This window comes from Sporosarcina sp. 6E9, from assembly GCF_017921835.1.
Classification (GTDB): domain Bacteria; phylum Bacillota; class Bacilli; order Bacillales_A; family Planococcaceae; genus Sporosarcina.
Genome location: NZ_JAGEMN010000001.1, coordinates 257,941 through 284,341 on the forward strand (window position 1 = coordinate 257,941; position 26,401 = coordinate 284,341).

General features: G+C 35.2%; 24 protein-coding genes. 23 read left to right on the forward strand and 1 reads right to left on the reverse strand.

The window, feature by feature from the left end; all coding sequences use genetic code 11:
* The first annotated feature begins 235 nt into the window (after window positions 1-235).
* Window positions 236-601 (forward strand): rhodanese-like domain-containing protein, encoded by a 366-nt coding sequence (locus tag J4G36_RS01460; RefSeq protein WP_246880365.1) that lies wholly within the window; start codon window positions 236-238, stop codon window positions 599-601.
* 419 nt (window positions 602-1,020) lie between these two features.
* Here the strand turns inward: J4G36_RS01460 and J4G36_RS01465 are convergent, their stop codons facing one another.
* The gene (locus tag J4G36_RS01465; RefSeq protein ID WP_246880366.1) at window positions 1,021-1,182 is read right to left on the reverse strand and encodes a hypothetical protein; all 162 of its coding nucleotides are present in this window, start codon (window positions 1,180-1,182) and stop codon (window positions 1,021-1,023) included.
* A 434-nt stretch (window positions 1,183-1,616) separates the two neighbouring features.
* Between J4G36_RS01465 and J4G36_RS01470 the strand changes: the two genes are divergently transcribed.
* The 22 genes from J4G36_RS01470 (at window position 1,617) to J4G36_RS01575 (ending at window position 26,395) form a co-directional block, all read left to right on the forward strand.
* Complete coding sequence (locus tag J4G36_RS01470) at window positions 1,617-1,808, forward strand: thiazolylpeptide-type bacteriocin (protein ID WP_246880367.1); 192 nt, start codon at window positions 1,617-1,619, stop codon at window positions 1,806-1,808.
* A gap of 103 nt (window positions 1,809-1,911) precedes the next feature.
* Window positions 1,912-2,106 (forward strand): thiazolylpeptide-type bacteriocin, encoded by a 195-nt coding sequence (locus J4G36_RS01475; RefSeq protein ID WP_246880368.1) that lies wholly within the window; start codon window positions 1,912-1,914, stop codon window positions 2,104-2,106.
* 178 nt (window positions 2,107-2,284) lie between these two features.
* Window positions 2,285-4,774, forward strand: a complete 2,490-nt coding sequence (locus J4G36_RS01480; protein ID WP_210468052.1) for a lantibiotic dehydratase — start codon at window positions 2,285-2,287, stop codon at window positions 4,772-4,774.
* On the forward strand, window positions 4,761-5,855 hold the full coding sequence (locus J4G36_RS01485) for a hypothetical protein (protein WP_210468053.1): 1,095 nt from the start codon (window positions 4,761-4,763) through the stop codon (window positions 5,853-5,855). The genes J4G36_RS01480 and J4G36_RS01485 overlap by 14 nt, the downstream gene beginning before the upstream one ends.
* Window positions 5,827-7,377, forward strand: a complete 1,551-nt coding sequence (locus tag J4G36_RS01490) for a hypothetical protein (protein ID WP_210468054.1) — start codon at window positions 5,827-5,829, stop codon at window positions 7,375-7,377. The genes J4G36_RS01485 and J4G36_RS01490 overlap by 29 nt, the downstream gene beginning before the upstream one ends.
* Window positions 7,378-9,045 (forward strand): YcaO-like family protein, encoded by a 1,668-nt coding sequence (locus tag J4G36_RS01495; protein ID WP_210468055.1) that lies wholly within the window; start codon window positions 7,378-7,380, stop codon window positions 9,043-9,045.
* A complete protein-coding gene (locus tag J4G36_RS01500; RefSeq protein WP_210468056.1) occupies window positions 9,045-10,358 on the forward strand; it encodes a hypothetical protein in 1,314 nt (437 codons plus the stop codon). Before J4G36_RS01495 ends, J4G36_RS01500 begins: the two co-directional genes overlap by 1 nt.
* Before the next feature lie 6 nt (window positions 10,359-10,364).
* Window positions 10,365-11,255: a thiopeptide-type bacteriocin biosynthesis protein gene (locus J4G36_RS01505; RefSeq protein ID WP_210468057.1), complete on the forward strand. Its 891-nt coding sequence runs from the start codon at window positions 10,365-10,367 to the stop codon at window positions 11,253-11,255.
* Window positions 11,233-12,000, forward strand: a complete 768-nt coding sequence (locus J4G36_RS01510) for a SagB/ThcOx family dehydrogenase (protein ID WP_210468058.1) — start codon at window positions 11,233-11,235, stop codon at window positions 11,998-12,000. The genes J4G36_RS01505 and J4G36_RS01510 overlap by 23 nt, the downstream gene beginning before the upstream one ends.
* 4 nt (window positions 12,001-12,004) lie before the next feature.
* Window positions 12,005-13,030, forward strand: coding sequence for a hypothetical protein (locus J4G36_RS01515; protein ID WP_210468059.1), 1,026 nt, complete (start codon window positions 12,005-12,007; stop codon window positions 13,028-13,030).
* Window positions 13,027-13,779, forward strand: a complete 753-nt coding sequence (locus J4G36_RS01520) for an ABC transporter ATP-binding protein (protein ID WP_210468060.1) — start codon at window positions 13,027-13,029, stop codon at window positions 13,777-13,779. The genes J4G36_RS01515 and J4G36_RS01520 overlap by 4 nt, the downstream gene beginning before the upstream one ends.
* On the forward strand, window positions 13,751-14,485 hold the full coding sequence (locus J4G36_RS01525) for an ABC transporter permease (protein WP_210468061.1): 735 nt from the start codon (window positions 13,751-13,753) through the stop codon (window positions 14,483-14,485). The genes J4G36_RS01520 and J4G36_RS01525 overlap by 29 nt, the downstream gene beginning before the upstream one ends.
* A 304-nt stretch (window positions 14,486-14,789) precedes the next feature.
* On the forward strand, window positions 14,790-15,287 hold the full coding sequence (locus J4G36_RS01530; RefSeq protein ID WP_210468062.1) for an LURP-one-related/scramblase family protein: 498 nt from the start codon (window positions 14,790-14,792) through the stop codon (window positions 15,285-15,287).
* A gap of 240 nt (window positions 15,288-15,527) precedes the next feature.
* A complete protein-coding gene (locus J4G36_RS01535; protein ID WP_210468063.1) occupies window positions 15,528-16,703 on the forward strand; it encodes an AAA family ATPase in 1,176 nt (391 codons plus the stop codon).
* A gap of 15 nt (window positions 16,704-16,718) precedes the next feature.
* Window positions 16,719-18,152, forward strand: a complete 1,434-nt coding sequence (locus J4G36_RS01540) for a vWA domain-containing protein (protein ID WP_210468064.1) — start codon at window positions 16,719-16,721, stop codon at window positions 18,150-18,152.
* A gap of 408 nt (window positions 18,153-18,560) precedes the next feature.
* On the forward strand, window positions 18,561-20,345 hold the full coding sequence (locus J4G36_RS01545; protein ID WP_210468065.1) for a DUF4153 domain-containing protein: 1,785 nt from the start codon (window positions 18,561-18,563) through the stop codon (window positions 20,343-20,345).
* Window positions 20,346-20,598: 253 nt separating this feature from the next.
* Window positions 20,599-21,108 (forward strand): YfiT family bacillithiol transferase, encoded by a 510-nt coding sequence (locus J4G36_RS01550; RefSeq protein ID WP_210468066.1) that lies wholly within the window; start codon window positions 20,599-20,601, stop codon window positions 21,106-21,108.
* Window positions 21,109-21,244: 136 nt separating this feature from the next.
* A complete protein-coding gene (locus J4G36_RS01555) occupies window positions 21,245-22,480 on the forward strand; it encodes a dicarboxylate/amino acid:cation symporter (protein WP_210468067.1) in 1,236 nt (411 codons plus the stop codon).
* A gap of 558 nt (window positions 22,481-23,038) precedes the next feature.
* Window positions 23,039-23,491: a hypothetical protein gene (locus J4G36_RS01560; RefSeq protein WP_210468068.1), complete on the forward strand. Its 453-nt coding sequence runs from the start codon at window positions 23,039-23,041 to the stop codon at window positions 23,489-23,491.
* A 126-nt stretch (window positions 23,492-23,617) separates the two neighbouring features.
* Window positions 23,618-25,351 (forward strand): serine hydrolase domain-containing protein, encoded by a 1,734-nt coding sequence (locus J4G36_RS01565; RefSeq protein ID WP_210468069.1) that lies wholly within the window; start codon window positions 23,618-23,620, stop codon window positions 25,349-25,351.
* Window positions 25,352-25,442: 91 nt separating this feature from the next.
* The gene (locus J4G36_RS01570; protein WP_210468070.1) at window positions 25,443-25,856 is read left to right on the forward strand and encodes a pyridoxamine 5'-phosphate oxidase family protein; all 414 of its coding nucleotides are present in this window, start codon (window positions 25,443-25,445) and stop codon (window positions 25,854-25,856) included.
* Window positions 25,857-26,029: 173 nt separating this feature from the next.
* Entirely contained in the window at window positions 26,030-26,395 is a 366-nt protein-coding gene (locus J4G36_RS01575) for a TIGR02328 family protein (RefSeq protein WP_210468071.1), read from the forward strand.
* The last annotated feature ends 6 nt before the right edge of the window (window positions 26,396-26,401 follow it).

Sequence of the window (26,401 nt, forward strand, 5' to 3'; positions counted from 1 at the left end):
AAAAATTTATCTATATCGACAGTATATTGCATTGTAAAAAGACCTCCAAATAAAAGATGTTCATTCTATGTATCTTACCCTTAAAATTTTATCTTTAACGTCATGAGTATGACGTTATGACGTACTCCTAATTTTATTGAAGTAAAGGATCTGTAGCTAATATTTCACCTTCCCCATGCATCAACTGGTAATATGTAGAGTAGAATGCATACTTTTTGATAAAGGAGAAGATTTATTGAAAAAGGTTAGCTGGATAATTTTCGCTGCTCTATTATTGCTAACGGGTTGCGGGACAGAGGAAGGATATGTAACTGTTGACATTAGTCAAGTTCAGCAGCTACAAGAAGAGGGGGCGATTGTTCTTGATGTCCGAGAGGCAGAAGAGTTTACTGAAGGACATATTATTGGAGCGATAAACGCACCCTTATCTGAGCTTAAGACTGGTGAGCGTGCAGTATTGGACAAAAACCAATCCTATATTGTGATTTGCCGAAGCGGCAGCAGATCAAAAGAAGCAAGTGAACTTTTAATCAAGGATGGCTATGATTTAGTTAACGTCTCAGAGGGGATGTCGTCTTGGAGCGGTGAAGTAGAATACTGAGGATAGAATTTTAGGTACCTGTGCAAGACACTATTCAAACAATACACTACAATTGCATAATGCGAAGAGTGGATGTCGACTAAGTAACACTTTGTCGATGTCTTTTTGTATTTTTATCCGAAGTATCGAATTGTCATAAATCAACCTTGCACAGGTACCTTTTTATATTCCATTTAACAAAAAACAAAGCCCATCACATAAATTTGTGATGGGTTTTCTTGAGTTTTTCAAGAGGGAAGTGATCGATCTTATTGTTCACATTATGTTATTCTAAACTGTTAGTTTCATAGGTCAAACACTATAGGTATTTAGTTATTATTACAGATGAGTAATAATGCTTATTTCATTCACTTTCCAAAACTTACAAATTATAAGCAAGAACTTAGTTTTTATGAAAAAATTTACGTCTGAATATTACCTTACTCATTTTTATTCTTTTGAAAAGAAGTTGATAGTGCTGACATAAGAAGTCCACAACCCAAACCAATGAATAGTCCCACTGCAGGCTGTTTGATAGCTAATCCGATGCCTAATCCGATAAATATTCCAGCTGGGATGAAAAACGAGTTTTTATTATTCAACGTGTACGCCCTCCTTTTCTTGCAATCAATCATTTATTATTTCGGTAATATAGATTATCAATATGTTGAAAAATTTAACCATAGAACATAAATAACTATAAAAACTGCCGAATAATTTACAAAATTCGACATTTCGTTGATCTAGTAGAATTTACAGGGGGGCCAAGGATTCATATTTAATTAAACTTTAAAAACTATAAAAAAGGTATTGACTTCAATATTTCTGTTGTATAGAGTGCTAATTGAAACGTATTAACTCAATTGTTGGAATTGTATAAAATATCATTTTAAATTGCTCTTTGGTGAATTTATTGATACTCAACTATTTATTTTCTTTTAGTCCTGGAATTATAAATACTGTCTTTCGTTAACCCCGGTTACATCATGAACTACTATATATAATAATAAATTTAAAATGAAAGGAGTGAGAAAGTATGGGACAAGCATTATTAGAAATAGACGCAATGATGGATATTTCAAATTTATTAGCTGAAATTGATTCGATTGATGTAATGGAAGTATCGGAATCCATGATGCTTTCTGAAACAGGGGCTACAAGTGGATCAAGTTCATCTGGAAGCACATCATGCTGCGGTTCATGTTCATGTATTAGTTGCGGAAGTTGAGCAGTTCAAAGAATGTAATGAGGACTGTTGTGTCTCTTAACCCCGAGTTACATCAAGAAGGACTATAAATGAAAATAAATTATAAAAGAAGGAGTGTGGAAGAATGGTAACAGCACAATTAGAAGTAGACACAATGATGGATATTTCAAATTTGTTAGCTGAAATTGATTCAATTGATGTAATGGAGGTATCGGAATCCATGATGCTTTCTGAAACAGGGGCTACAAGTGGGTCTAGCTCATCTGGAAGTACATCATGCTGTGGTTCATGTTCATGTATTAGTTGTGGTGGCGGTTAAGTCTATAGTATTTCTGGAAAGAGGGGCTACAACTAGTTCTAGTATCTCCTGAAATACATTAATCGGTGATAGATAGGAGTTAGATGAGGTTGTTGGTATATGACTTATTCTAGCTCCTTTTTATAAAATACGAATAAGGGGCACTGGATATAATATGAAGCATTTCCCGTGGTATATCATGAGAAAGAATCCAATCTCATATAAAAACATGGCGGGATTTTCAGACGAAAAACTCGTTCAGAATATCCACCATTATTTATCGCAATATGAAAATTTTGTGATGAAAAATAATGAAGTGGTTGAAGAGTTGGAAGATATCTTTGGACGTACAAAAAATAATAAAATATTAAATTATAAAAGGCGAATTTATAATCAAAAGAATGTCCAACTGGACCAAGTACCAGAAGAAATTATGGAAATCGTAGTGAACTACAAACAACAGATTGATGAAATAATAAATTTAGAAAATCAACTAGAAAATGCTTTTATAGAAATGGAACAGACCCATAGAGAAAAGTTATGGGAGTTATTTAATAACCATGATGAAATTACAAATCCACTCCCATTAGTAAGTTATGAAATGTATCATAAGTTAAACAAATATCTGGAAATACTACCGCATAAGCATAAAGCGCAACATAGAAAACTTGATAGTACATTACTACGAATTCTGGCGAGATCTGCATATAAAACAAGCCCATTTAGTTCTTTTACAGGAATCGAATTAAAGAAATTTGGTAATTCAATAAACGAGAAAAATGAAGAACAAGTATATAAACTAGATATGAATTTTTATATACTACAGAAAATTATTCAGCTGATTAGTCAAGATGATGAATTTATCTCCCAAATGACATATCGTTTTGCAGGCGAAGCGCATAATGAGAATGAAATGGAAATAACCATTCGGCAAGACATAAATAGAGGAAAGATATTCAATAATATTGAACATCACTTCAAAATATCTAATAATGCAGTTTTTCAAGCATTATCATCATCCAATAAACCCTTAACCTATCAAGAAGTCATTGACATATTATCACGTTTTACTAGTGAAGAAAATGCACATATCTTATTTAAAGAAGGTCTCTTGAAAAAAGGGATACTTTATCCTGATATAGAATTAGATGAGTATTCCAATGATACCTTTCAAAAATTTTATGAAACCATTTCTCGTTTTGATGAAAAATCAAGTAAACGTACCGTTATCTTAACGTCCATAAAAAACATAGCGCAACATTTACAGAAGTACAAACATGCAACCTATCAAGAACGGTTTCGCATCTACACTATGATTACAAAAGAACTTGCCCCCGTGGAACAGTTATTTAATTATTCGTTTTCCAAAGAAAACATCTTTTACGAAGATTATCTAATTAAAAATTCCCAAGAATCATTTGCAATTGATCCCTCACTACTTCATGACATCTCATACATTCAAAAAATAGCTATACTCACAAGTATTCCACTTCAATTTAGATATGAATTTGCACATAAGTACCGCCAATTACATAAACAAAACCTGACTCCGATTGGTTCGGGGGAGATGAGACAATTATTCCTTGACGTGGTTGCAATGTTTAGTAATTGGACTAATGTTTTGGCTCCAGTAGACGGTTTAGAGTCTAAGGGCGCAAAAGTTATGGAAGAAATTAAAGAAGGCTTCAATAAACATTTATTTCACATTAAAAAACAAGGGAATTCAGCTGAAATTGATAAGGAAAAAGTCGAGAAATGGTTCGCTTATTTAATGAAAACCATGCATTTAACGATTACCCCATTATCATCGACTGTATTGTTTCAAAAAGAAGAAGATCATTATATTTTAAATAAACTATATGCTGGAAATCTTAAATTATTTATTAGGTACTTTCAATTTGACCGTGATATATATTCAGATATAGACTTTGAGAAATATATCGAAGCCACTTTCCCAGAGGACTTATTGGAGATTAGGGAAGGATTTGGGTTTAATGCGAATCATCATGAACGTTTTATTAACAATCGATTAATGATTCCACACAGTAAAACACACGCAGCGGATGAATCTGTGAAATCGAGTGAAAACTTATACTATAAATATAATGAGCAGACAGAAATGTTGGACATTGTGGAACAGTCAAATCCAGATGTACCCCTAAATATTGATTATATTGGTAGTTTGGTAGATTATATGCTTCCACAAAGTATTCGAATGTTAACGACAGCGCTATCACCGAGGTATGATGCAGGATTTTTTGATTTGTGGGAAATGCCCAAAAAAATTACAGGAATTGTCGTTGATCATATTCCAAGGTTTACGCTTGGTAAATTAACGATTATGCGGAAAAAATGGCTGTTGTACGTGGAAAACATGATAAAAGAAGGAAATAAATCCGACTATGATCATTATCTGGCAATTATTAAACGGTTTAAGGCAGATAAGCTGCCGTTAGAGTTTTTTATAAGTAAACACATTGTAGGTGAAACATTTAATTTTGAATCTACAAACAGATCGGAAATGAAGCCGCAGTATATGAACCTATACTCGCCATTGTTTGTAAAAGAATTTAAAAAACTAATTAAAGATGAAAAGTATATTATTATCGAAGAGTTTTATCCGAAAAAATCACATGAAACTCATAATATGGAGTATCAGATTGAGGTGAATTTAAGTGAAGAGTCTTGATGATGTAACAGAAATTAGAGCCTACTTTTTTGGTAACGAAATGCAAAAGAAGAATGTTTATGAACAGTTCATCATCCCTTATTTCAATCAAACCAATATTCTATTTCACGCAGAAAGAGATTGGTACGGTGGTCCTAACTTTCGGGTAGTTACGACGGATAATAAGATTGATATTGAATTATTTAAAGAAAAATTCATGAGTTATTGTGAGGAACAGTTTGGCTTATTAGATGAAAACCAATTAATAAATGAAGTGGAAACTTACGTTAGGAATACAGAAATTGTTTCGCAGATGGAAAGAAGGTCAAATATCGCGATATCTATTGATCATCATTTACAAGTTACACATCAGCCAATAGATTCAAATTACGTGAAAAAGAGGTTTAATTCATTTAATCACTTTCGCATTCATACAGAATTATTATTCATTATACAAGTTTTTATAAACAATCATATTCAGGTACTCTCGTCGTTAACCAAAGAAAAACAGTTGGAATTCGTGACAAGAGCATTTTACGATGTTCTTTCAGTGTCAAAATTTGAGAAGAAGGACGCTGTGTTAGTCTATATTTCAAATATAGAAGGGGTATTAGCGATTGCTGAAACACTTGGTATGAAAGAGCGATACTTGCAAGTCTATAACCAAATGTATGACATTCTAAATCCCAAAACCTTCTTCTTAAATGAAGATTACTACGCATCATTTGGGACAACTTGGCTACAAACAGTAGAAAAAATGCATGCGGAAATAGTAGATCAGCTACCTTTACTAGAAGTAGATGAGGAAGGCTATTACTCGCGCGAAGAGCAGTACGATTTGCTGTTGAAAAACATAACAGATATAAATAGTGAGTTTCATAATGAATTAGTTGCCAAAAATATTAATGATTTATTACAACATGAAGAACACCAAATATTTAAAGTCCTCATAAATATTATTTATAAAACTGTTCATATGTTAGGCATTCATTTTAACGAAAAGAATGCGGCCTGTTATTTAGTCTCGCGATATGTATTAGAGCAAAATAATACGACCTGGGATGCTATTTTAAATGAAAGAGGTGAGTCCTTTGTTTTTTAAAACAAGAACAAACTTTTTCCCTAAATATGTATCAGAGGAAAGAACCTTAATGATTCACAAAAATACTACGGCTCAAAAAGCAATTATAGGAGAAGAAGATTATAAATTATTATTATCTATTTTGGCTACATTTCGTGAAGGTGAAAAATTAGATTTAACGGATAAGAGTAATGAATATAAGAAGCTTGTGAAGTTTTCGTTAGTCAATAATCTAATTCACCAGCCACCTGAAGAACTAGGATTGTCTGAATTCATCATAGATTTTATTGAGAACACATTTGATGATCATGTAACAGTTTTAGAAAAACTGGTATCGACAAAAATGGTGTTAGTTTCAGCACCTTCGTATGTGCAAACTTTTTTTAATGCGCATGGATTAATTGGACAATCTAATTCAAGTAAGTCAACGCAGCGAATCATTTGGATAGAAGAAAACAATGATATAAAGCTGTCTTTAGGGGATTTATGTGTTATTCATAAATCCGGTAATTATGTATTGTTTTTTCACACGGAGAAATCGGATCCAAAACAGGCACTATTATTATTGGAGGGTGACAGCGCACAGGTCCGTAGGCTATCGATAGGAAATGACATTTTATCAATGCACTTATTCCTTAAATGTATAAAAAGACTACAGGATGAATCAGAAGCAGACGTGATCACCAGAGTTAGTAGTGGTGGACAAGTAAATACCATCAATAAGAAAGCCTTAGCAAGTACGTATAACCAATATGAGCGGAAGTTTCCTAACCCATATGTTGAAAATAATTTGGAGTATATACAGGCCATTGAGAATAAGTTTTTGAGTTTCGAATCGATTCCGTTTTCTCTGAATGGGGGGGATGGAACCTATCAAAATCAGTTAAATGTCGTCCAGTATGAAATCAAAGTCGATGAGGAATTTAACTATACGGTTTTTGATTATTCATATCGAGATGCTGCAGAGTATGCATTAACACATGTGCTCGAGAAATTTTTACAAAGGGAGGCCAATCCCCAAGAAAAATGGATAGCGGAAAACACAAAAGAACAATTTTATATTCGAGGAATTGCAAGTTTTTTACAAGAGAGTCTGACTTTTTATCAGTTAACGGACCTGCCACACGACATAAATAATAAAGTGACTTTTGTTAAAGCTTTTTCTGAATATATTACTGACATCAAAATCGTTGTTCAATATGTTTATAAATCATATGTCTTTTATGTATCTTTATTAGACCAAGATCATCGCACTTTGTATAAAAGTAATCTAACGACAAAAATGGATGAAGAAATAAATCGTGGTCTTGCTTATATAACCGCTTCTGTCAAAAATCAAATAGATATCAAAAGGGATTTGTTTCGTCAACCATTGTCAACATTATCATACCCCAGTCAGGTTGTTTTAGAAGAGGTGATATATCAAGATATTATTTCAAGTAACAGACATCTTGATATCGAAGAAAACGTTTGGGTTTATCAACCTCAATTTGAACCGCATGGCCTCTTTATAGGGCGGTTTAAAGTGAATGGAGTGATATAAATGTATTCGATAAATATTCATCCTGATAATATTACCAGGCAGGATACAAGTAGGAAAATGAATTATTTTGAAACGTCATCCTATCTATTTATTGGTCCTTTCCAAGCTGAAGAAGGGGACGGTTGTTTTTCCTGCTTTTACCACTTACTAGAATCTAATGAAAGTGATTTGAAACAAAGGATTGACTTTGAATCAAAGGAACGACATGGCTTACATGTATTTGAGGCGTTCCTAACGAATCTGAATAAAGAAGATTTCATCAATCAAATCCTTATCATAGATAAAAAAAACTTGAATTTAGAATGGAAGAAAATCAGGAAAACGCCATTTTGTCGATTATGTCATGCATACGTACTGGAACAAGAAGAGAATGAATTGCTATTTAATCATCCAGATGGAACGTATCGCGTTAAGAATAAAAAAGCAATCACTCAAACCATTACATCATTTATAGATGAGTTAATAGATCGTGATATTGGTGTCGGTTTACGTCTCTTTAGGGATGCAGAATCGAATATTATTCCAATGTATGCGATTGAATCGAGGATTAACAGCAGGATATTTTACTCCTATGGGAGGACGGAGCAATTATCAGATGCCAAAAACGCTGCCATTTTAGAAATGCTAGAAAGGTATTCATCTATGGTACCGCAGTTTAAACAACCGATTTTTTATTCATACGACCGATTAATAGCGCAAAACTTTGCCGTCATCCCGCCGGAAAAATATATATTGCGTCATCCATTTGACAAGCAGCAAGAGATATTCTGGAGTGAAACTAAATTATATCCATCTCAGGAAACATGGCTAATTCCCGAACAGATGATGTACTTTGATAACCAGCTCTTACGTAATGAGAATCGATTCATTTATGAAACGTCCAATGGTACCGCTATGGGGGGAAGTATTGAGGAAGCATTGGTATATGCGGTTTTGGAAGCAATTGAACGGGATAGTTTCCTTGTGCACTGGTACTTAAGAAAGTTACCCCAAATTATCGATCCGATTAGTATCAAGGATAAAAATGTAATACAACTAATGACTACTATTGAACAATTAGGTTACGACATTTATCTGTTTGATATTACATTGGAAACGCGTATTCCGACAGTGTGGATCTTCATGCGTAACAAAAAAGAAGATGCAAGTCTATATTTATATAGTGCAGCAGGATCGCATTATGACCCGGAAAAGGCTATATTTGCCGCTTTAGTAGAAGTTGGGACTTCAGTGATTGTTTATGAAGAAAAGTTATCCCAAGAAAAGGAAGGACTAAAGTACTTAATCAATAACCCTAGTGAAGTTACGCAAATGGAAGACCATGTAAATTATTATGCTTTCAAAGAAAATGGAGAAGCGTTTGACTATCTGCTGAGTCATATTGACCAGCTTGGAAAGACAACTGTTGAAAAGATGCGTCCAGATTTTCCATTTACTTTCGAAAATATACTGAAAAAAGTTACGCAGCATCATCCCGAAATTTATTATACAGATATGTCAAACTCGTTAATTGATGAAATGGGATTATCCGTAGTTAAGGTATTTATCCCTAGTCTTCAACCAATGACATTTGGAAAGCAAAATGAACGGATAAATGAAGAACGTTTAAAGCGTGTAGCAGGAAAATCAAGTGTCATGGTAGGAAAGGAGCCACACCCCTTCCCTTGATGAACGAACTATTTGAATACTATACAGTGTCGAGATACGAAAAAAACAAAAAAGTATTTTCATTCGAATATGTAGCTTCACCCACAACAATATTTGAATATGTTGGCGTTCAAAAAGAACGTGGAGTACCTAATATTGCTGATTCAGCCGTAGGTCGGCTAGTAAACGAAGTGTTTTCTTTTGGCGAATACCATGCATCTACCCCGTATGGATTTAGAAAGAAGACACCATCACCTAGAAGCATTCATCCATTTCTTCCAATCATCCATTATCATGGTTATTTATTTCTATATGATGCCGGCTACGATGACTTTATCTATTTTGGTTATGACCCTACGAAACAAGATAGGGTCGAACTAATCATATGTGTTGATCTATGGAGGACATGCTCAGTCTATGGAGAATTTGGAATCCCTCTAAGTTTGTTAGAATTAGGACATTTGCTTTCAGATATAAAGTGGTTGGTGAATGATGACAGTCGTTTGGGGATAGAAGATGGTGAGTTTTGTTTTACACCATACGCATCTTTGTCTAAAAGTAACTCTATCACTAACGCAGATGACTTATATGTAATGGGTAACGTAAAGATAACGAAGTTAAATGATCCGATGGACAGTCATAAAAAACTTTCACAAAAAATGGATATTAAGAAAAAGTATAACTATATAGCAGAATTACGAGCATTAGGAATTGACTTGTTTTTTAAGCAGGCTGAAAAAGCAGAGATTCGAATTGCAAGCTTGTATGACCAACAAATAAATGACTTGCAGTTTAAGAGAACTCAAAGGCATTCGCTTAATAAGCGGCTAGGTACATTTCATATAGGTCCCGCGTTAAAAGTAGATGTATTTAAGAATTTTATATCAAAGTTGAATATGCATACCATGGATTGGATATCTCCTAACGTATCGATTTACTTTGTTATTCACCATGTGGAAGGGCTTTCAAGAGGGGTTTATAAATACGTTGGAAACGATATCAAGCTAGTAAATCCTACTTATGATATCTATTCAATCTTTTATGAAGCCCAAGAATTGATGAATCTTGATACATTACCATTTTTAGTTTTAATTACTGTTACGGATGAAGGGGAACAATCATTGTCATCATTTATCGAGTCACACATCCATATTGGTGAAATTGTACATTCCATGTCCCTTTTATATTCAGCTGAAGATGCATTTACCAGGCCATTTAAAAATATTGATGATGCATATTGTCACAAAATATGTCAACCGGAACAACAGGAATACTTTATTTACGGATGTCTGTTTGGATATGGGAAAAAGAGCGTTGGATTAAAGTGGAGGTGAAATTAAATGACATGGAACTCTTATCATATATTTATCCATGATATGACGCATCATGATTTATTTCTAAAAGATTATTTACATCCTTTTATCCGAGAAAATGAAAAAAACATAAGTCAGTATTTCTTTATTAGATATTGGCAAGGGGGTCCTCATATTCGTTTTCGATTCAAATCACCAGCGTACCAAACAATTGTAAATGGATTGCATATGGTCGTAGAGCGGTTTGAATCGGTATATAAACCAACGATTCAATTAACCAAAGAAGAATACTATAAAAATCATTTATTTGATGGAGATAAACCAAACGAATCAGAATTATATTGGATGGATGATCTAACGATCACTGAAGTGGCTTATAAACCTGAAATTGAAAGATATGGCGGACAATCATTAATCGGTTATTCCGAAGAAATTTTTCAAATTACTAGTGATTTAGCTTTACGGAGATTAACAGAAAATAAGGATCATGCTTCGACTACGATGAAGCTAATTTATGCTTGTGATTTCTTCTATGAGATGAAAGCGTTTCTTCCGCAAAAACAGTCTACAAATTTACTAGAAAGTTATGAAGAATTTTGGTCTTCTTTTACTGAAGAAGGACAAGTGAATGAAAAACAAATCACTAAAGTTTCCCAATTATTCAATGAACAAAGAGGTCTCATTAGGAAAATGCTTCATGACGATAATGAGAATTTATATCTTAAATCTATTCACAGGATATTCCGTGAAATTACTTTGAAAGGCAAAGAAGATGCGATTCCCTATTTAATATTTTCTCATGTTCATATGTTTAATAATCGAATAGGATTACCTTCTTATTTAGAAAGTTTTGTTGCCACAATTATGAAGTCTACTGAAGTGGAGGTAAGTGAGAATGAAATGGGATATGTCTTTTAATATCGACGATACAACGAGGAAATATCGTGAATATCATCAATCATCAAGTCATGCCCCATTCCTCCAGATGAAAAAATCACCAAGAAGGGAGTATGAAGTCAAAAATCTAGATACGCCAAATAGACAAGTGAAATTTAAAATAGACCAATCTTTATTTCAAGAACCAATAGAGAAGTCTTTCCTTGAAGTACTAAAAAATAGAAGGACTTCTTGGACGTTTGGTGAGAGAGATATCAATGCGTTAGATTTTATGAAAATAATGTTATATAGCTTTGGAATTAGCCAAGAAGAAGAACATAAAAGAACTTATCCTTCAGGGGGCCAATTTTATGCCATTGAAATTTATATTTTACCCACCAAACGCACTTTGAATTCTGGTTTATTCGCTTCAAACGTATATAAATATAATGTTTATAGCAATGAGATTGTAGAGATGGGACTATTTAACGTGGATGCGCTTAATAAGATAAGCGCTTCAACAGATGTAGGTTTCTTTACGCTAGATGAATGCCAATTTGTGATTGTACTGGTGGGAAATGATAAGGATTTAGCAAAGAAATACCTAGACTTAACTTATCGAATCATGCTGCTAGAGACAGGACATATGGCACAAAATTTCCTATTGGCGTGCACAGCACTAGAAATATCTAGTGTTCCGGTCGGGGGTTTTCATGAGCGTGAAATACGTGAAATGTTGGGATTATCTCAAGATCAAATGGTTCTATACACATTATTAGGGGGGTAGAGAGTTGTTAAAAGAAAACAGTGCGATAAAGCTGAAAGATAATTATCTGTTGTTAATAAATCCGAGGGGTAATCAAGAAGTGATTGTCTTCGATAAAAAAAATGAACAAATCATTTTAAAGTTAAATGTTGAAAAAATGTTAAAGCAGTATGCTTTAAACTTTGACGAAATTGGAAATAACTTTACATCGATGTTTACCTTGACGAAAACAGTTGAAGGTCAGCTAATGCTCAAAATATATACAATCTACCCCCATTTGTTTGACGTAGAAGCATTCGATTCAGTGAGTGTTAAACATGATTTGACGGATTATGAATATACAAAAACAATCGATTTTAACGGGCTATTTACCACCTATGTGCTGAAAGAAAACCAGCCAAATCATGTTTGTATTCTGTGGGGGATTAATGATGTCAATGATACAATCATTCAAAGTTTATCAAAATTACAAATTCCAATCGTGCTTGTTCGTGCTACTGTGGAGCAGTTACAAGATATCCAATGTATTAGATTTTTAACCACCCGTAATTACGAAAGTATTGAGACCTATTATGATGAATTGAGAGCGAATCACGGTCTAGAGATAATTGATATAAGCTATGATAAGGAGCTATTCGAATCTAAACAGCCCATCCATATAATAGATAATCGTCTAATCGATTACCGCTTAGTAGATGTAGAACAATTAAAAGATGTAATCGAAAGTGATATTACTTTGCATTACGGATTTTATATGAAGCAGTTCATCATTGGGCCGCTAATTATTAATGGGACAACTTATGGATACGATTCATTTAAACAAGTATTTCCATCTCCCGTATCCTTACCGACCAATCCACAATCACTTATTGTTGCAGGATTAGTCAACCGATCCCTTTATTACATCATGAAAAATACATTGAAGTATTTAGCTGATGATGCCCAGTTACCGATTAATCAAGTATTTGCTTTTGATAATTATAGCTTAAACTCAGAAGTTATCGATATAGAAGTAGCATCGTATAAAAATAGAGAAGGAGTGTTGAAATGATACTACAAATTAAAAACCTCCAAAAGTCTTATGGTAATAAAAAAGTCTTAAATAATATTTCATTTGAAGTAGAAGAGAACCAGATCATTGCAATATTAGGCCCAAACGGAGTTGGTAAAACTACTTTGTTGGAAATATTAATGACTTTAAAAAATTGGGATTCAGGTGAGATATTGTTTCATGGGCTAGATTTAAAGAAGAAATCTAACTTATCGAAAATTCGTTCCAATATGGGCGTTGTATTTCAAGAAGGTGGCATGTATGCCTATTTGAAAATCGCAGAGATTCTCGATTTATTTGCATCATTTCATAACATTGGTAAAGACAGAGTGGCAGAAGTAATCAAATTATTTTCCTTACAGTCCCATCTTCAAGTGAAATATGAAAAGTTATCAGGCGGCTGGAAAAAAAGAATATTGCTTGCCTGTGCTTTTTTAAACCACCCGAAAGTCTTGTTTTTAGATGAACCTACTACGGGTCTTGATCCAGAGGTGACAGATGATTTATGGAAAATGATTGAAAAGTCTAAAGCACAAGGGGTTACTGTTCTTTTGTCCACCCATTCGTTGGAAGAAGTAGATATGTATGCTGACTATGTGTACATATTAAATGATAGTGTCATTGCTGAACATGGAACGCCAGAAGCGTTAAAAAAGAAGTATAAAGCATTATATTTTAAAGAAGTCTATTTCAGGATTATAAAAAAGGAGGGCATACCGAATGAACAAGTCCCTTTTGAAGTTAAGTAAATATGATTTCATCGTATTTTTTAGGGAACCATTCTTTGCGCTTCCGATACTCGTATTGCCAGGTATTTTCTTCTTTGTATTCATGAAGATTTTTAGTGGACAAATTGGAGGACCAGAAAACTTTGGCCCGTATATACCGATTTATGCATTGTTAATATCATTTTTGGTATTATTTTTTAATATTGGTATGCAATACGTTACGGAAAAAGAGAGGGGCATACATAAACGACTTGTCGTTTCATCTGTCAGTATCTATCAAATCATCCTCACCTACGTCATTAGGGGCGTGATTCTATCTTTGTTAGGATTTGTAGAAATTTTAGCAATAGGAATTTTTGTATTCGATACGACAGTAACGGATCATATGTTTTTATTTATTATAACTTTTATTATAATAATTGGCATCACGCTACTATTTAGCTTATCTACACATAACTTATTTAAGAACTCGAAACAGGTTTTACCCTATACGATTATCATGTTTCAGTATGTATTATTTGGTTCGGGTTTAATGTTTCCAACGGATGGAATTCCAAGTTATTTAAAGTTTTTAATCGATATAAATCCTTTTTATCACATGAATGAAATACTATTGGGCGTATGGAATTGGACGGGTATTGAACTTGTGAATGTCCTCTATTTAATTGTTGTTGTCCTCTTATGTTTAGGTCTAATTTTCTTTAAATCTAATTCAAAGGAATATTAAAAAATTGAAAGGTACCTGTGCAAGACACTATTCAAACAATACACTACAATTGCATAATGCGAAGAGGGGATGTCGACTAAGTAACACCTTGTCGATGTCTTTTTGTATTTTTATCCGAAGTATCGAATTGTCATAAATCAACCTTGCACAGGTACCCACTAAAAAGGTACTTACTAAAAGTGCCTAATAAAAGGTTGGTCTATTTTTTATTTACTGATTTTTGAAACGTTTCTTCTGCGATATCGTATAAGAGGGAATAGGTTTGATCTGTAGGAGCCTAGCCTTTAGATGGGGGAGAAGGAATATGAGAGAACTGTATCTGAAACAAAAAGCATTTAGCCTTAGTGGGGAGTTTTCTGTGAAAGATTCAGAAGGGAATGAGGTATATTTTATTGAGGGAAGTTTAATGAAAATACCGAAGACTTTTTCTGTAAGAAACAACGGGAGAAAAGAAGTTGCTAAGATTACGAAAAAAACTTTTAGTTTCTTACCAACTTTTTTTGTTGAAGTCCACGGGCAAGAAACGATGACGATTAAAAAAGAATTTTCTTTTTTGAAAGCACGCTATACAATCGATGCGGCGGGAATAGAAGTTCAGGGTAATTGGTGGGATATGGATTTTGAAGTTTATCAAAACAGAAATTTAATCGGTTCTGTGAGTCAAAAGTGGTTCACTTGGGGCGATAGCTATCAGTTGCAAATTATAGATGAGAAAATGGAATCACTTCTCGTAGCGCTTGTTGTGGCAATTGACTGTGCGAAAGCTGATAATCATGCAGCAACTAGTGTGGTGCCAGGGTGAAATTACCCCCTTTATTTCCGATGCAGTTAAAAGTATTTATAAATAACGATTAGCGACCTCTATTGGTTCAGCTGATCGTTTTTTTTACGCCTACTTGGCTATGTCCAAACATTTGAACCGATATATAAATAATCCTGATAAGTGGATAGTGCAAAGAGTTTAATTGGAGAAGAAATTGGACAAGTTCTCTTAAAAGAGGTCGATTCATTTTACACATTATAAATCAAGGGGATATATCCAATGACAAGTAGTAATTTCAAAAAGTTAGCGGAAATTAGACATGCGCTCAATGTAAAGTTTTACGAACGCGAGCAGGAAATTGAGGGAATTCTTGTCGCTCTACTCTCGAGACAGCATATGCTCATGATTGGGCCACCCGGAACTGCAAAGTCAGCATTATCGGTTGAGTTGTCTAAAATTATAACAGGAACAGAATACTTTCAGTGGTTACTCACAAGGTTCAGCACGCCTGAGGAAGTATTTGGCCCGTTGTCTTTAAAAGACCTTGAGCAAGGTGTGTATAAAAGGAATACCGCAACTAAAATGCCGGAAGCACATCTGGTTTTCTTGGATGAAGTATTTAAGGCAAACTCAGCAATATTGAATAGCTTACTAACCCTTATTAATGAAAGATTATTTTATAATAGTGGACCGCCCACTAGGGTCCCCATAATATCCGTAATCGGAGCATCGAATGAATATCCCGAGGAAGATGAAAATTTGGAGGCCTTATTCGATCGTTTTATTTTACGATTCGAAGTGAAACGCATTGAAGAAGAAGCGAATTTTATATCTATGATGAAGGCTACTGAAAAGAACGAGTTGATGCCCTCAATGACAATGGAGGAATTACTGCAACTACAGAAATTAGCGGAGCAGGTAGAGATTCCTGATGTTGTATATGAAGCGCTGATTAAAATTCGTCATGGGTTAAAAGATGAAGGGATACGCCCGTCAGATCGTAGGTTTAAGCAGTCACTCAGTTTACTTCAAGCAAAAGCCTTAGTCAACCAAAGGCAAATCGTGGTAGTGGAAGATCTCTCAATTCTTGAACATGTACTTTGGGAAACGGTGGACCAAATAGAGACTGTTTCAAACATCATTTCCAACCACACATATACCTTCGTGAATAAAGCGCTTTATGCCATTCAAAATGAAGCGAATGAAGTATATTATTCGGTACTTCATGATGATTCAACAGCGTATGGAATGGAAGCCTCTCAAAAAATGAAAATATTAGTTGCTGATTTGAATAACTTGAAAAATAACAACCAAGCGCGAAAGGCTGATATCGATGCATTACTGGATAAAGTGAATGTGATGCAACATGAAATTCTAAATCGTATGTTGGAACCATGGTATTTTGACGCGATAAATGAAAAGAAAGAATCCACCAGTTCCTTTTTCAAAATGTGAGGAGCAGCGAATTTTATGAAGCATACTAAAATTACTTATAGCACTTTTTCAGTATTGAACACAGACGCATTTGATAGAAGGCGTTTCGGTGAAATTTTTGAACTGTCCGCTCGTTTACAAAAGTTAAGAGAGGAAGCTGCTTTGCCAATGTTTGAACACTTGCTTTCTGACATTTGGGCATCCTTATATAAGATGAAACCTAAAATTAGGGCGGGGGAAGTTGATCCTGAACTGATCGTTAATAGATTAATGATGGAAAAAGTAATGGGCGCAGAGCATTTTGTGAACTATCGACGGTTTACACGACTGGATGATTTATCATCAGCAATTGGAACCATGAAGATTGGAGAGAAATTAAACGAGTGGTTCGCAGAGCAAAAGATGGCGGATGAAGAATTGCATGGTGACATTCAAGGAATTCAGCGCATGCAAATGCAAATTCAAAAAGAATGTAGCCCTGAAAATACTCATGCGAAACTTGAAAAAGACGTAAATAAAGCGATGAAAGACTTGCATGAACAAATTCAAAAGACGATGCAACAAAACGCGCATAAAATTTCCGTCACAATTGAAGAAGCCATGCAAGAGACCATTCAAGTGAAAGACAGCATAAAATCATTACTTGGCGGCACTTATGCAGGTAGCGGGGATGCTGAACTAAAAAAAGTTCCTTTGCGGGACCAAATTTCATTAGCAGAAAAAATTGCATCTACGAATCAAATGCAAGAAATTGCTGACTGGGCGGGTCGATTTAAACAAATCGCTCGTAAAAAACAGAAAATCAAGCATCGTGAATCACTGGAAAGAAGTGGCGTTACATTCGGTAATAATATTGAAAGACTGCTCCCAATGGAATTAGTTTTGTACACCCATCCTGTCACGAGGATAGACTTTCTACGTCGCTTTGCGGAAGGGCAGACGATGCAATATGAACAAAATGGTAGAGAGGTTTTGGGGAAAGGGCCGATTGTACTTTGTTTAGATCAGTCTGGAAGCATGTACAATTTTGACACGCAGTCGAAAGGTTTTACATTAGCGCTGATGTCGATTGCAAGCAAGCAGAGAAGAGATTTTTTTTTAGTCGTGTTCTCAACACGTACGCAAATATTTAAATATATAAAAGGGAAAACAAAAACCTCTGACATCTTCAGTTTAGCTCAAACTTTTTTGGGTGGAGGTACGGATTTTACGCTTCCGCTTCAAGAAGCGGTGAGAGTAATCAACGAAAGTCGTTTTAAACAAGCAGATGTCGTTTTCGTTACCGATGGTGAGAATGAAGTGGATGAATCATTTCTGGAAGTATTTAATAAGAAGAAAAGTGAAAAAGATTTTAAAGTATTAGCTTTAGTCATAGGAAATCATACAGATACGGTAGAACAGTTTTCAGATAAGGTCGTACGTGTTACAGATTTAGACGATTCTGGAAGCTTTACAGCGTTTGAAATATAAAAGATTAATGGGCACTGTCTTCGGACGGTGCTTATTTTAGGTACCATTTTTTGGTGCTTTTTTCGGTACCCTTTTTCGGTACCTGTGCACGACACTATTCAATAAATTCACTACAATTGCATAAACCGAGAAGGGGGTATTGACTATATAACACCTTGTCGATGGCCATTTGGATTTTTATCCGAGTTTTTGAATTGTCATAATTCAACCTTGCACAGGTACCTTTTAGGTGCTTTTTAATAAATCCCGCTCCCACTAATTGAAAATTAACCTTATCGCCTAAAGGATATATAATAGAGCTAAATAGAACAATTTCAACGTCGTAGTCTTTATATTATTGGGGTGAATATTATAGTTTTAGGGTATTGATTTATAAAGCGTTTTTAAAAAATAAAAGAGGTGATTACGATGCAGGTCAAAAAGCGATTTCAAAATATGTTTGATGGCATTATAAAAGCCACCAACCGTTATCCACTAACACTTGCTTTACTTTTAGCGGCTGCCGTTACTAGTGGAATTATCATCCACCAAGATAGAGATCATTATGTACAGTATTTAGTAACGTTTTTAATAGGAGCGCTCTTAAGTACAGTAGCACAACAGATTTACGAACGCTTCTTTACGAAGGAAAGTGAACGCCTACTACTAATGGTCGGTGCTTTAGTTTTAGCAGGCGCATACTTTTTTGCCATCTACCCTGAAGATACTTTCAATATGGAAACGGGTATAAAAACAGGGGTCGCAGTATTTGCACTTCTGATGGCATTCATATGGATACCTTCTATTAAAAGTAAACTAACTTTTAATGAAAGTTTTATGGCAACATTTAAAGCTATTTTTATAACCATCCTATTTACAGGGATTATTGCTAGCGGCATTAGTTTAATCATTTTTGCGGTCGATAATCTATTGTTTTCTGTAGCTGATAATACGATTCCGCAAACATTAAATATCGTCTTTACTTTATTTGCGCCAATCTTTTTTCTATCCATTACACCGCCTTATTTAGGAAAAAAGGATACAGCTTTACCAACTAAGCAATTGGCGCTACGAGAGGAAAAATTGCAAAGCGCTGTCAGTTGTCCTAACAATTTAAGTATCTTAATTTCTTATATTATTATTCCGATAACTGTTTTATATACGGTCATTCTTCTAGCTTATATTCTACTGAATATCGACGGAGATTTTTGGACGAAGAACCTATTAGAACCACTATTGGTGTCGTATGCAATTACCGTTATTGTCGTTTATATTTTAGCAAGTCACCTTGAAAATAAATTCGCACACTACTTTAGAGTAATATTTCCAAAAGTATTGATACCGATTGTTTTATTTCAAACGATTGCCTCTATTGTTAAAATTAGTGAATTGGGCATTACGTATGGAAGGTATTATGTGATTCTCTTCGGTGTCTTTGCGATCATCGCTGGTATCGTATTCAGCTTCATGCCCGTGAGGAAAAATGGTCTAATCGTTGCTGTCTTACTCATTTTTTCAGTCATTTCTATCATGCCACCAGTTGATGCCTTTACGGTAAGCCGTTCAAATCAAATCAGCTTGCTGAAAGGAACATTATTAGATAATAATATGCTGGAAAATGATACGATTTTACCAAATTCAACAATATCAAATGAAGATAAGAAAGTAATTACACAAACCACCAGTTATTTAGAAAATATGGGCTATACCGATAAAATCGATTGGTTGCCCAATAATATCAATTACAATAATAACTTCGAGGAGACCTTTGGATTTACACAAGTTTACGATGAAGTTGAGGAAAACTTGTATCAAAGTCAATTTGTTTACTTAAACTGGGATAAGAGTCCAGTTGTCGATATTGCAGATTATCAACATATGATTAATCTAACAATTCATAATCCGCATGGTTCTGAGGACTCGATTAATATTGAACAAGACGGCTCTACCTATAAAGTATCAAAGGGCTACGACGAAAATAGTGTGATGTCGATTCGTGTATTGAATGAAAATGAAGAAGAATTAATTGTTCTAGACACTGAAAAGATCTTTACTAAAATTCTTAGCAAGTACAATGGAAATGAAATCTCAGTAGAGCAGGCTACAATTACAGAGGAAAACGATAAAGTAAAACTGAGTGTCCTAGCCAAAACCATTGATCGATACGGAGATGAATATAACGCCGATATTTATCTCTTCATCAATATTAAATAAATTTTAGGTACCTGTGCAAGACACTACTCTGAAAATACACTACAATTGCATAAAGAGATTAGGGGATACTGACTGTGTAACACTTTGTCAGTATCCTCTTTGGTTATTTAATCGAAGTCGTGAATAGTCATAATTGCACCTTGCACAGGTACCTCTCAATTGTTTCGTAAATATGTTAGAATATATAAAGGATTGCGAACTAATTGTTGTAATAAATTAACGAAAATATAAATAGGGAAGAAGGGGATTGAAAATGGATGTAAGATACCCAATTGGGAGATTACAAGTTCCTGAACAAGTAACAGTAGAAGGCGTTCAAGAGTGGTTAAAGGAAATCGACACTTACACGAATCGATTAAAAGAAACGGTTGACTCATTAAGTGATGAGGAATTAAGCAGAACATATCGTGATGGTAGTTGGACGGTTCTTCAGCTCGTTCATCACATTGCAGATTCTCAGTTGAATATGTATCAACGTTTAAAGCTGGCATTAACTGATGAGAATCCAGCAGTACCGGATTTCGATCAAGATAAGTGGGCGATTCAACCGGATACGGAGCTTCCTGTAGAAAGTTCTATTAAAATGTTAGAAGGTTTAAATGAGCGCATTGTATATTTGGGAAATCATTTAACTGAAGAGCAATTAAGTCGAGTTTTTACGCACCAAAAAAATGGTGAAATAACAGTTGCAACAAAAGTTGCAAAATTATCTTGGCACCAAGAACACCACTTAGCCCATATAAAAAATGCATTATCAAAATAATAAAAACGGCTTCTTGAATTTAACTTCGAGAAGCCGGTTTTTTTAACCTTACACGTGGTAAATAGTTGTATGCGAATGATACAATTAAATATCACTAGACAGCACTTAAAATTGTTAAAGAGAGCGTGGTGGTTGAATGAAAAAGGTGTGGATTGGGTATAAAAATATACCATTTATAGGTAAGATGACTTTTGGATTTATTTTTGGAATCGCCGTCGGTGTAATTTTGGGGAAAGAAGCAGAAGTATTAAAGCCGCTTGGGACATTGCTAATCAATTTACTGACATTGGTCGCAATTCCAGTAATCTTTTTTACAGTTGTTCTTGCCGTCAATAAAATGAGCGCCTCACAACTTGGACGAATTGGTTGGAAACTGATTTTGTATTATGCGCTAACGACTGCCGCAGCTGTATTAATCGGTCTTGGCCTCGCTTCGTGGTTCGAACCGGGAAAACACTTAACTTTGCCTGACACGATAGTAGATCAACCGACGGCGCCGAACTTTTCGGATGTCTTGTTAAACATCGTGCCGGACAATATTATACTGGCATTTAGTTCAGGAAATGTAATGGGAATCATGTTCCTGGCAATCATTATAGGCGCGGCCATCGCGATTATGAAAAACTCTAAAGATGTTCAAATGAACAAATATGGATTTATGCTAGAAAAATTCAGCAACGCAATGAGTGAACTATTTTATACGATTTTAAGAGGCATATTATTGTATATGCCAATCGGAATTTTTGCCATCAGTGCGTCCGCATTTGGGGGACAAGGTTGGGGTACGTTAAAATCTCTATTTGCATTTGTTGGTGTTTTCTATTTGGGATTATTGTTGCTATGGGTTTTCGTCTACGCCGGCTTTTTACTGTTGTCAGGAACACCTCTTTTGAACTTTTTCAAACAAACGAAAGATGCCTATACAACTGCTTTTTTCACATCTAGTAGCATCGCTTCGTTGCCGATTGCACTGAAGTCCGCTAAAAAGGCTGGCATCTCAGATAATGTCGCAAACTTTGCCTTGCCATTAGGAGCGATATTCAATTCTGACGGTGGGGCGATTCGTATGGGTGTTTCGATTGTTTTCGCTGCAAACATTACGAATCTACAGCTTTCACCACCTGATTTATTCATGATTGTTCTGGTAGGTACTTTGTTGTCGATTGGTACAGCTGGTGTTCCAGCTGCTGGTCTTGTCACACTCGCAGCAGTACTGACGATGTTTGGGCTGCCCCTTGAAATTGTAGCCCTGATTGCAGGCGTTGACGCAATTCTAGGTATGGGCGGAACAGCATCTAACGTAATCGGTGATATTATCGGTGCGGCAGTTGTGGATAAGTCTGAGGAGAAGAGATTGGCTAAATTGGTTTAGTAATAATATTTTCGCCAATGAATCAATCCCATAAAATAAGCAAGGGGATATCGACTATATAACACTTTGTCGATGTCCCCTTGCTTATTTATCCAAAGTCTTATGAAAATTAAAGCCTGGCACTTCGAACAAACTGTTGACTAGAATATTCATTGGTATTAAACGCAATCCACTTTGCCATTTCTCTTTCGACAGCACTATTTTGCCATTCAAACCAGACCTCTGAACATTCACTGCAATGGCTTTCTACGCCAATATTATTATTTAAATCCCTGTGAGTAAAAAGCGTCGTTTTACGACAGATGTAGCAAAATACTTTTTTGTCATCAAGCTCCTCTACTTTACACTCATTATTTCCAAGTTTAAGTGATTTGATTCACGAAACTGGCAATTACTTCCGTGGAATCCACGGAGTATTCCGACTACCCGATCGTATAAGAGTGAATAGGTTTGATTGGATTAGAAGGTATTTGTGACAACTGTGTAGAAACTATGTGCATATGATAGTGATGTATGCGATTTAGCGGAGAAAAGAAGGAGGTTGTTATCATTAAAAAAATGACTTTATTTTTATTGGGACTCGTACCTTTTGTGGTGGGTTTTTTAATGAATTCATGGATATTGCAAAATCAAGATAGTGTTTTACCTTTTAAACTTATCGGATTTATATTTCTAGCATTCTGGGTAACGGTTGGGTTCATAAGTTATAAGTTTGAAAAAACACTTATAAAGTCAGCTGTCATTGCACATTTACCTGCCCTGTTAATGCTTTTATTTATCATGTATCAAGAAATTATTCTTGGTCAATATTGGGCAAATATATTTGGAACGGCTACCCAGATTTATTATTTACCGTTGATCAATATTTCCGCTACTATAGATGGGCTATTTTCGTTCTTAATTCCGGGGGCTAATGGCCTTGGGACGATCGGTTTTATATCTATCTTACTTATGTTTGCTACTTATTATTTAGGATGTTTTGTTAGAAAATCCGTGCAGCGTTCAGGATAAAGAATAGACAGCGGGTTTGATTGAGGGGAAGGGGTTTGGACTAGAGTGAGTCATCATAATCACAAGACTTGTAAGGCGTTCATTTGTTTTCTACTTCTATGGACTTTATTTATTCCTCCATCAATTATGGCAAATGAACTTTCAGGTATAGAGGATAAATTAGAGAGTTATATATTAGAACAAGAGGAGAATATCGCTGGTTTGGCAACGATTGTGCTAGACGGGGATGAAGTCATTTATAAAATGAAGGGTTATGCAAATATAGAGGCGCAAGTTCTTGTTGATGAAGAGACTATTTTTGAGTGGGCTTCTGTGTCGAAAGTTCTTATTTGGATCAGTGTTTTGCAATTAGTAGAAGCTAGAAGGCTTGATTTGGAAACAGATATTGAGATTTACTTGCCACATGATTTCCGTGCGAAAACGACATTTGAGGATCCAATCACGATGCGTCATTTAATGCATCATAATGCAGGATTTGAAGATAGTTATACAGATTTATTGATCCATCGTCCAACCAAGAAAAGGTCATTAAGAAAAGTGCTTGAAGAAGTGGATATCAAACAAGTATTCCCACCGGGTGAGGTTGTTGCTTATTCAAATTATGGAAGTGGTCTCGCTGCTTATATTGTTGAAGAAGTTAGTGGTCTCGACTACGCGGAATATGTGCGGCAACATATTTTTGAACCGCTTCAAATGACAAAAACAGCGATAGATCCTGAACTAGATGATAATATATGGGTGAAAGAGAAGCGGGGAAAGGTGCAAGGCTATTCGAACGCATTGCAATTAATTGAACCTAACTTTTACTCGCTTCCCATGTATCCAGTAGGAAGTGCGATGGGAACAGCCCGTGATCTACAAAAGTTATTGCAAGCATTATTGACTGAGGATGGAACGCCTTTATTTAAGAATGAAGACACGATTGACTTCATGTTTGAACCCACATTGTATTATCCGGAAACCAATATCCCGAGGGGTGCAAACGGTTTATTTTATTTGCTGTCGAAGAATCAGCATGTATTTGGTCACGGTGGGAATTCTCTTGCTTTTAGCGCCTCTTTTTATGTAGATAGAAAAGAGCATATTGGTGTTTTGGTGCTGACGAACGTTAAAAATGAGTTTACGTTCACACAGGGAATTCCTGAAATTGTTTTTGGTGAATATGAACCTGCTGAAAATGACATAAACTTGGAAACTTCATCCCAATGGGGAGGTATTTATGAGACGGCACGGTTGCCAAGACACGGATTTAGTCGCGTGCATGGATTATTTTTGAGAGGCCATACGAAACAGAGTGGGCCGCATGATTTAAAGATTAACGACTTGTTTTATTCACAGCTCGAACCAAGCATTTATAAAACGGAAGACGGTTTGAGTATGCATAGTTTAGATGTGTATACAAAACATCCGCTCTTTAAAAAGATGTTATCGAATACCTATTCAGATTTGCTTTACGTTCCTTATTATAAACACTCCCTGGAGTGGGCTGGAATAATTTTAGGACTACTCTCCGTATTATTTTCGTTCATTTATATTATCATCACGACTTTCAGAAGAATATGGAATAAGAAACACTTAAACAAACTACTTTTTGCACAAAACCTTTTAAATCTACTGATGTTTACGAATGTTCTTTGGATCTTTTATAAGACCTTATCGATGGTGAGTTATTCATTTCTAAAGCCATTTTTAACTTTAAATCTTATTTATATATTCATCGCTTTTGTCAGTAGTGGGTTATTAATATTTGGAGTAAAAAGTAAAAAGTTGTCAAAATTTGAAAAACTAATTTGGTTGATGACGATTGTTCTTACAGGTGTTTTATGTGCAAATGTTTTGTATTGGGAATTTTATTTTTAGATATAACCTTCTACTATCCCAAGCAGCGATGTTTATCTTCCGCCTTAGAGAGGTAAACTATAATATCGTTAAAAATAGGGAGTTGTTTTATATGGATGCAAAAAAATCTGCACTAAAAATCTTAAAAGAAAGCTTTGTCGGAACGATGGCAACCATTCAACAGAACAAGCCACACTCACGTTATATGACTTTCTTTAGTGATGAATTTACGCTCTACACAGTAACATCCAAACAAACGCAGAAGGTGGATGAACTTGAAGCGAATCCGCATACGCACATCTTAATCGGCTATGAAGGGAAGGGTTTCGGGGACGACTATCTTGAAATTGAAGGAACTGTGACAATTTCATCCGACGAAACAATGAAAGAGAAAGTATGGAATAAGCTTTTGAAACCATGGTTCAGCGGTCCTGAAGATCCTAATCTCGTCATTTTAAAGGTTTCACCTGACGCAATCCGTTTAATGAATAAAAAAGGTGAAGAACCAAAAGTCATTGAATTCTGAGTAGAGGGTGCCGGCAATCCGCTGGTACCTTTTTTTAATTCTAATTAGCGTTAATTTTTCTGCTATACAATTTCAAAGTTCGAGGTTCAAAGTTCGAGGTTCAAGGTTCAAACAAATAAGGTATGCTGTACTTTATATGATGAATGATACTCACAAGTAAAGTAGGGATTATAATGCGATTATGGCATGAAGACATGTTAATGGAGTTGCCGCGTCAGCAATTGCTCGGGCAACACCGAGAATGCTGCGCGTTACGAGGATTCGGCTGGAACAAAAAACATGCGACGGTGAATTATATATTCAATTATTCACCTTATAAACTTTATCAATACCACATGAAAGTGATCAAGGAAATGCAACGCCGCGGCTATAAAAATGATCCGCTATGGGAAAACGCGACCTATCGTGGGAAACAATGTCCGCCATATGAGGAAGTTGTAATTGAGAAAGCCAGTAGCCCCATTTATCTAGAACATGATGACGCCTATATGAAAGAATGCCTCAATAATCTTGCTGAAAAGGGTATTCACCTTAATTAGAGGTAC